Annotated in this window: 9 protein-coding genes; all 9 read right to left on the bottom strand. The window is 75.4% G+C overall.

Annotation, left to right across the window (positions count from 1 at the left end):
• Positions 1 to 87: 87 nt before the first annotated feature.
• On the bottom strand, positions 88 to 693 hold the full coding sequence (locus ACTWM8_RS12710; protein ID WP_377612861.1) for an NUDIX domain-containing protein: 606 nt from the start codon (positions 691 to 693) through the stop codon (positions 88 to 90).
• Positions 690 to 2,441 (bottom strand): CTP synthase, encoded by a 1,752-nt coding sequence (locus ACTWM8_RS12705; RefSeq protein WP_446213986.1) that lies wholly within the window; start codon positions 2,439 to 2,441, stop codon positions 690 to 692. Before ACTWM8_RS12705 ends, ACTWM8_RS12710 begins: the two co-directional genes overlap by 4 nt.
• 150 nt (positions 2,442 to 2,591) lie before the next feature.
• Entirely contained in the window at positions 2,592 to 5,117 is a 2,526-nt protein-coding gene (locus tag ACTWM8_RS12700; protein WP_446213985.1) for a hypothetical protein, read from the bottom strand.
• The gene (locus ACTWM8_RS12695; protein WP_446213984.1) at positions 5,117 to 6,283 is read right to left on the bottom strand and encodes a glycosyltransferase family 4 protein; all 1,167 of its coding nucleotides are present in this window, start codon (positions 6,281 to 6,283) and stop codon (positions 5,117 to 5,119) included. Before ACTWM8_RS12695 ends, ACTWM8_RS12700 begins: the two co-directional genes overlap by 1 nt.
• Positions 6,284 to 6,521: 238 nt before the next feature.
• Positions 6,522 to 8,207, bottom strand: a complete 1,686-nt coding sequence (gene murJ, locus ACTWM8_RS12690; protein WP_446213983.1) for a murein biosynthesis integral membrane protein MurJ — start codon at positions 8,205 to 8,207, stop codon at positions 6,522 to 6,524.
• 1 nt (position 8,208) lies between these two features.
• Positions 8,209 to 9,069, bottom strand: a complete 861-nt coding sequence (locus ACTWM8_RS12685) for a hypothetical protein (protein WP_446213982.1) — start codon at positions 9,067 to 9,069, stop codon at positions 8,209 to 8,211.
• A gap of 58 nt (positions 9,070 to 9,127) precedes the next feature.
• Positions 9,128 to 10,066 carry a copper transporter gene (locus ACTWM8_RS12680; RefSeq protein ID WP_154937938.1) on the bottom strand — a complete coding sequence of 313 codons (939 nt, stop codon included), beginning with the start codon at positions 10,064 to 10,066 and terminating at the stop codon, positions 9,128 to 9,130.
• 28 nt (positions 10,067 to 10,094) lie between these two features.
• The gene (gene steA / locus ACTWM8_RS12675) at positions 10,095 to 11,273 is read right to left on the bottom strand and encodes a putative cytokinetic ring protein SteA (protein WP_446213981.1); all 1,179 of its coding nucleotides are present in this window, start codon (positions 11,271 to 11,273) and stop codon (positions 10,095 to 10,097) included.
• 119 nt (positions 11,274 to 11,392) lie between these two features.
• Complete coding sequence (recN, locus tag ACTWM8_RS12670; protein ID WP_446213980.1) at positions 11,393 to 13,150, bottom strand: DNA repair protein RecN; 1,758 nt, start codon at positions 13,148 to 13,150, stop codon at positions 11,393 to 11,395.
• Between the last annotated feature and the right edge of the window lie 55 nt (positions 13,151 to 13,205).

Genomic DNA, 13,205 nt, shown 5'->3' with positions numbered 1-13,205 from the left:
CGCGCGACGTGATGGAGAGAGCGACAGGTGGGGGCGGAGACGGAAGGGCCGCGCGGCGAACCGCGCGGCCCTTCCGGGGCGTACCCGTCAGCGGGGCAGCGGGGCGTCGGCCCGGCGCAGCACCGACCAGCCGGCGTCGCGGGCCCGGGCGGCGGCGAGCAGCCCGGCCACGCACGGACCGTTGGTGATCTCCCCGGCCAGCACCATGCCGACCGCCTCGTCCAGGTCGAGCCGGACGATCTGGATGTCGGCCTCCTCGTCGCGGCGCTCGTGCCGCGCCTCGGCCGGCACGTCGGCGAGGTCGCGGGCGAGGAAGACCCGGACCACCTCGTCGGAGAAGCCCGGCGAGGTGTGCACGTCGACCAGCAGGTCGAGCGTGCCGGCGGTCAGGTCGGCCTCCTCGGCCAGCTCGCGGGCGGCGGCCGCCGGCAGCGGCTCGCCGTCGACGTCCATCAGTCCGGCGGGCAGCTCCCAGAGGTGCCGCCCCACCGGCTGCCGGTACTGCCGGACGAGCACCACCTGGCCGGCGTCGTCCAGGGCCACCACGGCGACCGCGCCGACGTGCCGGACGTAGTCCCGCTTCGCGGTGTCGCCGCCGGGCATGGTCACCTCGTCGGTGACCACCGAGAAGATCCGGCCCTGGAAGCGCTCCTGCCGGTCCCGCAGCTCGTAGCGGTGCTCGACGGCGCTCACGAGGCGGACGCCGCCTTCGCCGTGGCGCCGTTGCGGGAGGCCTTCTTCGCCGTCGGGGCCTCCGCCATCGCGTCCAGGTCCACCGGCAGCTGGTCGGCCTCCGAGCACGCCACGGCCGCCTTCACGAACGCCGCGAAGAGCGGGTGCGGGCGGGTCGGGCGGCTCTTCACCTCGGGGTGCGCCTGGGTGGCCACGAAGAACGGATGCAGGCCGCGGTCCAGCTCGATGAACTCGACCAGCCGGCCGTCCGGCGAGGTGCCGGAGATGTGCAGGCCGGCCTTGGTGAGCTGGTCGCGGTAGGCGTTGTTCACCTCGTAGCGGTGCCGGTGCCGCTCGCTGACCTCGGTGCTGCCGTACGCCTCGGCGACGAGCGAGCCCTCGGCCAGCGTCGCCGGGTACGCCCCGAGCCGCATGGTGCCGCCCAGGTCGCCCTTGCCGGCGACGATGTCCTCCTGGTCGGCCATGGTGGCGATGACCGGGTGCTTGGCCTCCTCGTCGAACTCCAGCGAGTTGGCGCCGTCGAGGCCGGCCAGGTGGCGGGCCACCTCGATGGTCATGCACTGCAGGCCGAGGCAGAGGCCGAGCAGCGGGATGCCGTTCTCGCGGGCGTACCGGGCGGTGCCGATCTTGCCCTCGATGCCGCGCACGCCGAAGCCGCCCGGGATGACGATGCCGTCCGCGCCGGCCAGGGCCGCCGCGGCGCCCGCCGGGGTGACGCAGTCGTCGCTGGGCACCCAGCGCAGCTGCACCCGGGCCCGGTGGCCGAAGCCGGCGGCCCGGATCGCCTCGCTCACCGACAGGTACGCGTCGGGCAGGTCGACGTACTTGCCGACCACCGCGACGGTCACCGTGTGGTGCGGCTGGTGCACCCGGTCCAGCAGGTCGTCCCAGCTGGCCCACTCGACGTCCCGGAAGGAGAGGCCGAGCCGGCGCACCACGTACGCGTCGAGGCCCTCGCGGTGCAGCACCTTCGGGATGTCGTAGATGCTCGGCGCGTCCGGAGCGGCGACGACCGCCTCCCGGTCCACGTCGCAGTAGAGCGAGAGCTTCTCCTTGAGCTTCTCCGGGATCTCCCGGTCGCAGCGCAGCACGATCGCGTCGGGCTGAATGCCGATGCTGCGCAGCTGGGCCACCGAGTGCTGGGTCGGCTTCGTCTTCAGCTCGCCCGACGGCGCCAGGTACGGCACCAGCGAGACGTGCAGGTAGAAGCAGTTGTCCCGGCCCAGGTCGTGGCGGACCTGGCGGATCGCCTCCAGGAACGGCAGCGACTCGATGTCGCCGACGGTGCCGCCCACCTCGGTGATCACCACGTCCGGGATCTGGCCCTCGCCGTCCGGGTCGGCCATGCCGAGGATCCGGGACTTGATCTCGTTGGTGATGTGCGGGATCACCTGGACGGTGTCGCCCAGATACTCGCCGCGCCGCTCCTTGGCGATCACGTCGGAGTAGATCTGGCCGGTGGTGACGTTCGCCTTGCCGGACAGGTCCCGGTCGAGGAAACGCTCGTAGTGCCCGACGTCGAGGTCGGTCTCGGCGCCGTCCTCGGTGATGAAGACCTCACCGTGCTGGAACGGATTCATCGTCCCCGGGTCGACGTTGAGGTACGGGTCGAGCTTCTGCATCACCACGCGCAGCCCGCGCGCGGTGAGCAGATTGCCGAGGCTGGAGGCGGTGAGGCCCTTACCCAGCGAGGAGGCGACGCCCCCGGTGACGAAAATGTGCCTGGTCGTCCGTGCTGAAGGGGCCAAGGCCTGCTCCCGTGTCGTCCGTAGCGGTCGTGCGAACCGCCGTGCCGATCAGCAAAGTGATCACGCGATCCACGGGATTCCACGGTAACACCTCTCCGGCCCGGGGCGGGCGTCGCACCCACCCCGACCGGCGTCGGAACCCGCAGCGGGTCAACCCGTCGTGACCTCGGTCGATGTCGGAGTGGCCGACTCCGCGGCCCGCGCGGCGGGCACGCCGGCACCGCGGGCACCGCCCGCTCCCGCCGCCCGCTCACCCGCGCTCCGCACCCCACCGCCGTCGTCGCCACCGGCCTCGCCGTCGGCGGTGCCGGCGGTGTCGCCGTCGTCACCGGCCTCGCCGTCGGCGGTGCCGGCGGTATCGCCGGCCGCCGTACTCCGGTCGCCGGAGCCGCCCTCGAGCCCGGCCGGGGCGCCGTCGTCGGCCGGGGCAGCGTCCCGGGTACCCGCGTCGTCGGGCAGCGGGCGGTCGGCGCGCGGGTGCTCGTCGGCCGCGGCGGTGCTGCCCCCGCCCGGTCCGCCGTCCGGCGCGTCCCCGGCGGGCGGGCCGGCCGGCCCGTCGCCGCGCTGCCGGCCGGCGCCCGGCTGGGTGCGGTCGGTGGAGTGGTCGAGCACCCGCAGCGAGGCCAGCGCCGCCATCGGCACCACCAGCGCGGCGGCCGCCCCGGCCACGTCCAGGGCCGAGCCGCCGAGCAGCCCGCCGATCACCGCCGCCACGGCGGTACCGGCCATCGCCGCCCGGATCGCCGGGTAGATGCCGAACAGCCGCATCAGTCCACCCCAGGGCTGGAGCAGGGCGAACCACACCAGCAGGGCGCCGACCACGGCGAGCAGGGTCAGCGGGCTGTTCACCAGGGTCTCGAAGTTGGCGGTGCTGGAACGGTGCACCGTCAACCCGCCGGTGCCGTCGCCGAGGGCGGCGAGGAACCGCCCGAGGCTGCCCCGCTCCTCCGCCGGCCGGCGCACGTCCACCACGGCGTACCCGATGGTCAGCGCCAGGCCCGCCATGGCGGCCCAGACCAGCCGGCTGACGGTGAGCCAGCCGCCGGTGGAGATCGCCGCGGCGACCGCCACCCCGGCGGTGAGCGCGACCGCGCCGATCGGGTCCGAGCCGAGGTACGGGCTGCCGACCACCACCACGGCCGTCCCGCCGACCGTCACCACCACCATCGGCCGCCACGCCCGGCGGAACCGCTGGGCGAGCCACCCGGCGCTGAGCAGCGCGCCGGCGAGGAACACCCCGAGGCCCACCGTGCCCAGCCCGGAGAACCGGCCGCCCTCCAGCGCCGAGTAGCCGACCACGCCGTTGAGCTGCAACCGGGCGCCGCTGAGCACGTCCGCGCCGACCACCAGGGAGGCCAGCCCGGCGACCGCGCCGAGCGGGCCGAGGGTGCGGTCGTGGCCGGGAGCGAAGCGCACCAGGGCGGTGGCCGCGACGATCAGGGCCACGGTCACCAGCCCGAACCACCAGCCGGCGTGGTCCACCCGCCACCAGGGCACCGCGTCGGCGAGCAGCGCGGCCGGCACCGCCAGCGCGGCCGCGATGAGCAGCAGCTCCACGGTCGCCACCACCCGGCGGGAGACCGGCGGCGGGCCGTGCGGGCCGGCAAGCCGACGGGCCCGGCGCAGCAGCGGCAGCACCGTCACGAAGAGCGCCACCTGCGCCAGGGCGAGCAGGGCGAAGAACCAGCCGGCCACCCTCCGCTGGGCGCCGGCCTCCCGGTCGGCGTCCGCCGGGGCGGCGATCGCGGCAGCCAGGTCGTCCGGCCGGCCGTCGACGCGGATCGCCGGGCGGCCGAGGAAGAGCTGCTCGGGCATCGGCCGGCCGAGCGCGGCGAGCGCGGTCGGGGCCAGGTCGACCAGTTGCAGGTAGCCCTCCCGGCCGGTGCTGGCGGAGGTGAGCAGGCCGCCCTCCCAGCCGGGTCCGTCGGCGACGGCCACGTGCAGCCGGGACGGCGTCTCGGTGTCGGAGACCCCGGCCACCATCACCAGCGAGCGGGGCGGCCGGGCGGCGAGCACCGTCGCCAGCGCCGCGTCGACCCGACGGGCCTCGGCGGCCCGGGTCGCCGGGTCGTCACCGGCCACCGCGCCCAGGTCGACGATGCTCAGCACGCAGGAGCCGAGCAGGCCGGCGGGGTCGTCGGGCAGCTTCGGCGCGTACCGGTCGACCCGGCCGAAGGGACGGGCCGCGGCGACGGCGGCGCCGGGGCCGATCGCCACCGAGCAGCGCACCGACTCCGACAGTGAGCCGGGCACCGCCCCCCAGGGCAGCCGTTCCTGGTTGTGCAGGACGACGCTCTCCTGGTCGGGCAGGTTCGCGCCGATCCGGTCCGGCTGCTCGATCGTCACGCCGACCGGCGGGCAGGCGCCCTGCTGCCGGCTGCCGTTCCAGGCCGCGTAGCTGCCCGCGCCGAGGGTGAGCCACCCGTCGACCGGGCAGGTGGGGCGGTGCGCGGAGCGGGTGGACAGCGAGCCGATCGAGCCCTGCTGGGCCATCCGCCACAGCGTCGGGGTGGTCTGCGGGTCGACGTCGTCCCAGCGCAGCCCGGCCACGCCGGCGAGCACCACGAAGTCGGCGGTGCGCCGGGGCGCGCCGGTCTCCGGGCGGGCCGCCAGGGCGGTCACGCCGAGCACCACCACGAGCAGGGTGAGCAGGACCGGGGTGAGTCTGCGCAGCATCAGCGGCGTCCCGTCGAGGGGGTGTCCGCGCCGGGCGTGGCCGGCCCAGCGGCGTCAGGACCGAGCTCGGCGTAGAGGTCGAACAGCGCGGCGACGGTGTCCTCCTCGGCGGGCCAGGTCGCGGCGCGGGCGGCGCCGCGCCGGGCGAGGTCGGCGCGGAGGCTCTCGTCGTCCAGCAGCGCGCGCACCGCCGCGTCGACCGCGTCGACGTCCCCCGCCGGCACCAGCACGGCGGCGTCGCCGACCAGCTCCGGCAGGCCGCCCACGGCGGTCGCCACCAACGGTACGCCGGCCCGCAGCGCCTCCTGCGCGAACAACTGCCGGGCCTCCCAGTCGCTGGTGACCACCGCAAGGTCCGCGCCGGCAAGCAGGTCCGCCACGTCGGTGCGGTGGCCGAGCAGGGTCACCGGCGCCCGGGCGGCGGAGATCCGGGCGGCCAGTTGCAGGTAAGCCGGTCCGCTACCGGCGATCACGACGGCCGGCGGTGGGGTCCGGGTACGCCAGCGGGCCGCGGCGTCGACCAGCACGTCGTACCGCTTCTGCGGGTGCAGCCGGCCGACGGAGAGCACCAGCGGCTGGCCCGGTACGACGCCGAACTCGGCGCGTACGGCGGCGCGCCGGCGGCGCGGGGCGGGCAGGGTGGGTGCGGCGACCGGGGCGAGCCGGGCGTCGGCGGCGCCCAGCGCGGCGGCCCGCTCGACCAGGTCGGCCGAGGCGCCGAGCGCGACCCGGGCGGAGCGGGCCACGACCCGCTCGGCCAGCCGGGAGAGCTGACCGCGCACCCCGCCGGCGAGCACCGCGTTGTGCCAGGTGACCACGACCGGCGCGGCCGGCCGGGCGAGCGTGGCGACCAGACCGGCGCGCAGCCCGTGGGCGTGCACGACCCGTACCGTCTCGGCGGCCAGTGTCCGGCGCAGCGCGGACACGGCGCGCGCGTCGGCCGGGGTGGGGCTGGCGGGAATCTCCACCGGGGCGAAGCGCGCCCCGACGGCGGTGAAGTCCCACTGGTCCTGGGTGGCGGCGGGCCCGCACACCAGCACGGGGACGCCGGCCTCGGTGAGGCCGCGGGCCACCGAGCGGACGTGCTGCCCGACCCCGCCGGTGCTGGAGGCGAGCAGCAGGACGACCGTGCCCTGCCAGCGCGGCGCCGAGGAAGCGTCGGTCATCGGTGCTCACCTTCCGTTCGCGACTGCGGGGCTCGCAGACCCGGCTCACTCCTCGCGCTCACCGCGACATCTTCCGCTCGCGACTGCGGGGCTCGCAGACCCGGCTCACTCCTCGCGCTCACCGCGACATCTTCCGCTCGCGACTGCGGGGCTCGCAGACCCGGCTCACTCCTCGCGCTCACCGCGACATCTTCCGCTCGCGACTGCGGGGCTCGCAGACCCGGCTCACTCCTCGCGCTCACCGGGACACCGTCTCCTTCCCGTCATCCCGTTCCGGGGGGTTGCCCTCCTGCGCCTGGTCGGGCCCCGGGCCGCGCCGGCGGAGCCGGCGGGCCACGCCGGCGAGCAGCGGCCGGACGTCCGGCCGGTCGGCCAGGTAGGCCACGCCGAGGAACACCACGCCCACCACGGCCCCCGACAGCATGCCCTGAACGAGTGCCTCCGGTGTCGTCGGGGTGCCGTCGGCGACGTCGGCGAGCCACCGGGCGGTGAGTACGCCGGCGGGCGCGGCGAGCGCGGCGGCGAGCACGCCGGCGGTGGCGGCGCGACCCGCGCCGGACAGGGCCGCCCGGCCGGCCGAGCGGGCCACCGCGGCCAGCAGCAGGCCGCCGAGGAGCAGCATCCCCAGCGAGTTGGCCAGGGTCACCGCCAGCACCCGGTCGCGCAGCGGCAGCGCCGCCCCCAGCAGCAGCGCGGCGGCCGGCACCGACAGCCAGCCGAGCGCGGTGGCCCAGGTCGCCGTCCGGGTCTCGCCCCGCGCGTAGAGGGCGCGGGTGAGCACCGCGAAGAGGCCGTAGCCGAGCAGCCCGGGGGCGAAACCGGCGATCGCGGCGGCGGCGGCCGGCGCGGTCTGCGCCGGGAAGAAGAAGTACCCGATGGGCGTCGCCACGCCGACCAGGGCGGCGGCGCCGAGGCTGCTGAAGATCAGCACGCCGCGCACAGCGGGGGCGAGGGTGCGCCGGTAGGCGTCCTCGTCGGCGGCGGCCCGGGCCGCGGCCAGCGTCGGGTACGCGGCGACCGCCAGCGGCACCGCGAGCACCGCCCAGGGCAGCAGGTAGACGGTCTGGGCGAGGTTGTACACGCCGGGGTTGGTCGCCGCGCCGTAGGTGACCTGGTTGAGGCTGACGATCAGCGCGATCTGCTGGGTGGTGACGGTCACCGCGCCGGCCACCGCCAGCCCGCCGACCCGGGCCCGGGCGTCGGCCGGGAAGCCGTACCCGGGGCGCAGCCGCAGGTCGAGGCGGCGCAGCGGGACCAGCAGCGACAGCGACAGCACCACCACCCCGGCGGTGGTGCCACCGGCCAGGATCAGCTCCCCCGCGCTACTGACCTCGGCGACCGTGGCCAACCGCCCCTCGACGGCGGTGAACGCGAGGTAGACCGTGATCACGGTGACGCTGCTGAGCAGCGGAGCGATCACCGGCCAGGCGAACCGCCGGTGCGCCTGGAGCACGCCGGTCAGCACGATGCCGATGCCGTAGAGCGGCAGCTGCGGCGCGAACAGCCGCAGCATCCGCTCGCCGCTGTGCTGCTGGGCGACGCTGAGGCCGTCGCCGAGCAGGCCGACGATCGGCCCGGCGGCCAGCGCCACCAGCACCGCGAGGGGCACCAGCAGGGTGACCGTCCAGGTGAGCAGCGCGCCGGTGGTGGCGGCCACCGCCCGCCGGTCGCCGGCCGCGACCGCGCCGGCCAGCAGCGGTACGACCAGGCTGGCCAGCGCCCCGCCGGCGACGATCTCGAAGATGAAGTTGGGTACGGCGTTGGCCACCACGTACGCGCCGCCGAGGTCGGTCGGGGCCAGCGTCCAGGTGAACACGGCGGTACGACCGAAGCCGGCCAGGCGGCTGACCACGGTGAGGACGGCGATGAGGGCGGCCGCTCCGGCCACACGGCCGGCGCCGGCGAGGGGTGCCGGTCTGGTCACGTCAGCCGGATCGCCGACCCAGGGCGTCGAGTTCGCGCAGGCCGGGGGTGCGCTGGATGACCGCCGTGAAGCTGACCTTCTCGCTGGCCGCGGTGAGCCCGGCGAGCACGGCCAGGATCCCGGCCCGCCCGACCAGCCCGGTCCGGGCGGCCAGCGCCACGCCGAGCACCGCGCCGAGGGCGTTGGCGCCGCTGTCGCCGACCATCACCTGCTCGTCGAGGTCCTCGCCGAGCAACCCGCCGGCCGCGCCGACCGCCCCGGCGGCGATACCGCCGTGCGGGCCCCGGGTCAGCGGGGCGCCGAGCAGCAGGCCGGACTTGAGGGCCCGGCCGGGACGCAGGTCGAGCAGGTTGAGCAGGTTGGCGGTGCCGGCCACCACTCCGGCGCCGAGGAGCACGTCGACCGCGCGGGCGAGGGGGCGCTGGCCCGCGCGCCGAGCGGCGACCCGGGGATCTGCGGCGAGCAGGACGGCCGCGCCGAGCCCGGCGGCGCCCACCCCGAGCACCTTGACCGTGCCGGCGGTGACCCGGCCCTCGCGCAGCGCGGCCAGGTGGCCGGTGAAGCCCTTCGAGGTCTTCTGCTCGGGCCGCCCACCCACCACGTCGTCGTAGAGCCCGACCGCGCCCGCGCCGAGGCCGGCGACCAGCGCCGCCGCGCCGGCGGGGACGCTGGTGGCGCCGAACGCGCCGGCACCGGCCGCGCCGACCGCGAGGGCCGGGCCGGCCGCCAGGGTGACGGTACGGCCGCGGAAGTTGGTCCGCTCCAGCGCCGGGGCGGGCGGGGCGGTGCGGATCTCGCGCAGCGCGTACCGGGCGGTCGCGGCGCCGACGGCGACGGCCAGCAGCCGCCCCAGCCCGTTCACGCGGCCCTGCCGGATGCGACGGTCGGGTGGACTCCGGTCACCGGGGTACGTCGTTCGCTCACTGGGGCAGTCTAGGCAGCAGGGACGCGGCATTGTCGCCGACGCCGTACTGGCCGGCCTTCTTTTCGGTGAGCTGCTGCACCAGGGCGAGGCTGGTGACCAGCTGGCCCTGCACGGTGTTGGCGTTGTCGACGGTGGAGATGGTCTGGGCGAGCACCGGGTCGCCCCGGACGATCGCGACCAGGTTGCCGCCGGCCGAGCCGTTGCCGCCGACCACGATCGAGCCGGTCCGGTCGAACTGCTCGGCGACCTTCACCACGGACTCGTCCTTCTTGGCGGAGTCCTTGTCCACGTACGGCTGCCCGCTGACCAGCACGACGGCCTCGGCCGACCCGGTCACCTTCTGCTCGGTGGTCAGGTAGCCGTTGTTCGAGTACGAGTTGAGCACCGCCCGGCGGTCGGCGTCGGTGACGGCGGGGGTGCCCTGGGCCCGGTCGAGCAGCACGCTGGCCAGCAGGGCGCTGGAGGTCTCCACCCCGTTGCCGTTGCCGGGCAGCGCGGAGGCGGGCGCGGTGGGCCGCGCGGCGGTCACCGCCAGCTCCATCAGGTTGGTGTTGTTGTCCGGGTTGATGAACTTGTCCTGCAGGTCCACCCGGCCGGTCACGTCGGCCCCGGCGAGTTCGAGCATCTTCAGCACGCCTTCGGTGTGGTCCCGGCCGGTGGGCAGGCTCAGCACCAGCACCCGCTTGCCGGTGAGCTTGCCCGGCAGGACGACCTGCGCCAGTTGGGCGGCGAAGTCCTCCTCGAGCTCCAGCTCCTTCTGCATGTTGTTGACCGACTGACGCATCTGCTGGTTGTCCTTGCGCAGCGCGTTGACGTTCTCCTTGAGCGAATCCGCCACGGGGCCGTTGAGGGCGGCCGTGCCGACCACCAGGCCGATGGCCAACGCCAGGAAGACCGCGGTCAGGGACACCACGTGGTACCGGAAGTTGATCACGCTTGCAGCCTCTTGATCGGTCGGGGAGCTAGAAGAGCTGGCCGAGCTGGAACACGAAATTGTCCCACCACTCCGAGACCACGCCCAAATACGCCTTCCCGACGGTGGAGACCGCCACCGCGGAGGCCATCGCGGCGACCGCCGAGAGGACCAGCAGCAGCAGCGACGAGCCCGAGATGCTCTGCCGGTAGAGCCGGCTCACGCCCTTGGCGTCGACCAGCTTGCCGCCGACCTTGAGCCGGGTGAGGAAGGTCGAGGCCATGCCGCCGCGGCCCTTGTCCAGGAACTCCACCAGCGTGGCGTGGGTGCCGACGGCCACCAGGAGCGAGGCGCCCTTCTCGTCGGCCAGCAGCATCGCGAGGTCCTCGCTGGTGGCGGCGGCCGGGAAGGTGATCGCCGGCACGCCGAGCCCGGTGACCCGGGCCAGGCCGGGCGCCCGCCCGTCCGGGTAGGCGTGCACGATCACCTCGGCGCCGCAGCGCAGCACGTCGTCGGTGACCGAGTCCATGTCGCCGATGATCATGTCAGGGGTGTACCCCGCTTCGACCAGCGCGTCCGCCCCGCCGTCCACGCCGATCAGCACCGGCTTGAACTCCCGGATGTACGGGCGCAGCACGTCCAGGTCGTCCTTGTAGTCGTAGCCGCGGACCACGATCAGGCAGTGCCGGCCCTGGACCTGGGTCTGGATGTCCGGTACGCCCACCCCGTCGAGCAGCAGGTCGCGTTCCTGCCGCAGGTAGTCCATGGTGTTGGCGGCGAACGCCTCGAGCTGGACCGACAGCCCCTCCCGGGCGTCGGCCATCGCCTTGGCCACCGTCTCGGCGTCCTGCAGCTCACCGTGGGCGACCGGCTCGTCGCCGACGTAGACGGTGTTGCCCTCGATCCGGATCGTGTCGCCCTCGCGGATCCGCTCGAACACCCCCTCGCCCAGGTCGTCGAGGAGCGGGATGCCGGCGCCCACCAGCACCTCGGGGCCGAGGTTGGGGTAGCGCCCGGAGACCGACGGCTTGGCGTTGATCACCGCGGCGACGCCGACGGCGACCAGCGAGTCGGCCGCCACCCGGTCCAGGTCGACGTGGTCGATCACCGCGATGTCACCGGGGCGGAGCCGGCCGACCAGCCGTTTGGTACGACGATCGAGACGTGCGGTGCCGAGGACTGAGCCCGGTTCCGCGTTCCGGGTCCGGCGCAACGTGGGTAGACGCATCGTGACCATCCTGGCATGTGAGGCAGGCTTCTCTGTCGCGACATGCCTGAGCAGGGCCGCCTACCCAGGGAAGCACACCGGAGCGCAGGCCGGTGTGCTTGCGCTCACAATAGCGACGGTCAGGGCCGCCTTTCCTTGGCCGCCACCGCCAGGAGTTCCTCCGCATGCGCGATACCCAGGTCGGAATCCGGCAAACCCGCGAGCATCCGGGCCAGCTCCCGGGCCCGCTCGGTGTCCTCCACCACACGGACCCCGCTGGTGGTCACCGCTCCCCCGGTGTCCTTCGCCACCACCAGGTGCCGGTCGGCGAAGGCGGCCACCTGCGGCAGGTGGGTGACCACCAGCACCTGGTGGCTGCGGGCCAGCCGGGCCAGCCGGCGGCCGATCTCCACCGCCGCCTGGCCGCCGACGCCGGCGTCCACCTCGTCGAAGACCAGCGTGGGCGGGCCGCCCGAGCCGGCGAAGACCACCTCGATGGCGAGCATCACCCGGGACAGCTCGCCGCCGGAGGCGCCGCGCTGCAGCGGCAGCGAGGGCGCGCCCGGGTGGGCCAGCAGCCGCAACTCGACCTCGTCGGCGCCGTCCGGGCCGATGCCGGCCTCGACGCCGTTGACCGTGAGGCTCGGCTCGGCCCGGCCCACCGGCCGCGGCACCACCGCCACGTCGATCCGGGCGTGCGGCATGGCCAGCCCGGCCAGCTCGACGGTGACCTGCTCGGCGAAGCGGGTCGCCGCCTCCTGGCGGGAGGTGGACACCCGGCCGGCCAGCTCGGCCACCTCGCCGGCGAGCCGGGTGGCCTCGCGGTCCAGCTCGTCGAGCAGCTCGTCGGAGCTGTCCAGGTCGGACAGTCGGGTGCGGGCCCGCTCGGCCCAGGCGATGACCCCGTCGACGTCGTCGGCGTACTTGCGGGTCAGCGCGCGCAGCGCGGCCCGCCGCTCGTAGATGACCTGCAACCGGGCCGGGTCGGCGTCCAGCGCCGCCAGGTACGTCGACAGCTCGGCGGAGACGTCGGCGACCAGGGTGGCCGCCTCCTCCAGCCGGACCGCCAGCTCGCCGAGGGCCGGATCGGTGCCGGCCTGCGCCTCGAGAGTGCGCCGGGCGGTGCCCAGCAGCGCCGTGGCGTCGGGCGTCTCGTCGGCCGCCTCCGCGCCACCGGCGACGCACTGGTGGGCGAGCTGGGCCGCGGTGCGCAGCCCCTCGGCGTGCTCCAGCCGCTGCGCCTCGGCCTTCAGCTCGTCGTCCTCGCCGGGCTGCGGATCGACCCGGGTGATCTCGTCCAGGCCCAGCCGCAGCAGGTCGGCCTCCTGGTTACGGGCGCGGGCGTTGCGCCGCCGGTCGGCCAGGTCGTCCACCACGTGCCGCCACCGGCCGTACGCCTCGCGCAGCGCGTCGAGCAGCTTCTCGTGCTCCGGCCCGGCGAACCGGTCCAGCGCGGCGCGCTGCTCGGCCGGACGCAGCAGGCGCAGCTGGTCGGACTGGCCGTGTACCGCCACCACCTGCTCGCCGACCTCGCCGAGCATCGACACCGGCATGCTCCGCCCGCCCAGGTGGGCCCGGGACCGGCCCTCGACGGTGACCGTGCGGCTCAGCAGCAGTGAGCCGTCCTCGTCGGGCTCGCCGCCGGCGTCGACGATCCGGGCGTGCACGGCGTCGGCGAGCCGGCCACCGAGGCGCAGCCGCCCCTCCACCACCGCCCGGCCGGGCTCGGCCCGGACCCGCCCGGCGTCGGCCCGGCCACCGAAGAGCAGGCCGAGGCCGGTCACCACCATGGTCTTGCCGGCACCGGTCTCGCCGGTGATGACGTTCATCCCGCCGGTCAACGGCAGCGTGGTGTCCTCGATGACGCCCAGTCCGGTGATGCGCAGCTCTTCCAGCACAGCAACCGACAGTAGACGCGGCCACCGACACTTGACCAGCCGGCGACGCCGGGGA

It is taken from the genome of Micromonospora sp. IBSANI012 (assembly GCF_052814045.1).
This window is presented reverse-complemented; position numbering and strand designations above follow the sequence as displayed.

Bases quoted from the DNA above. Each gene is read 5' to 3' on its own strand.
- steA (WP_446213981.1), bottom strand. From the start codon at position 11,273: ATGCGTCTACCCACGTTGCGCCGGACCCGGAACGCGGAACCGGGCTCA.
- ACTWM8_RS12695 (WP_446213984.1), bottom strand. From the start codon at position 6,283: ATGACCGACGCTTCCTCGGCGCCGCGCTGGCAGGGCACGGTCGTCCTG.
- ACTWM8_RS12700 (WP_446213985.1), bottom strand. From the start codon at position 5,117: ATGCTGCGCAGACTCACCCCGGTCCTGCTCACCCTGCTCGTGGTGGTG.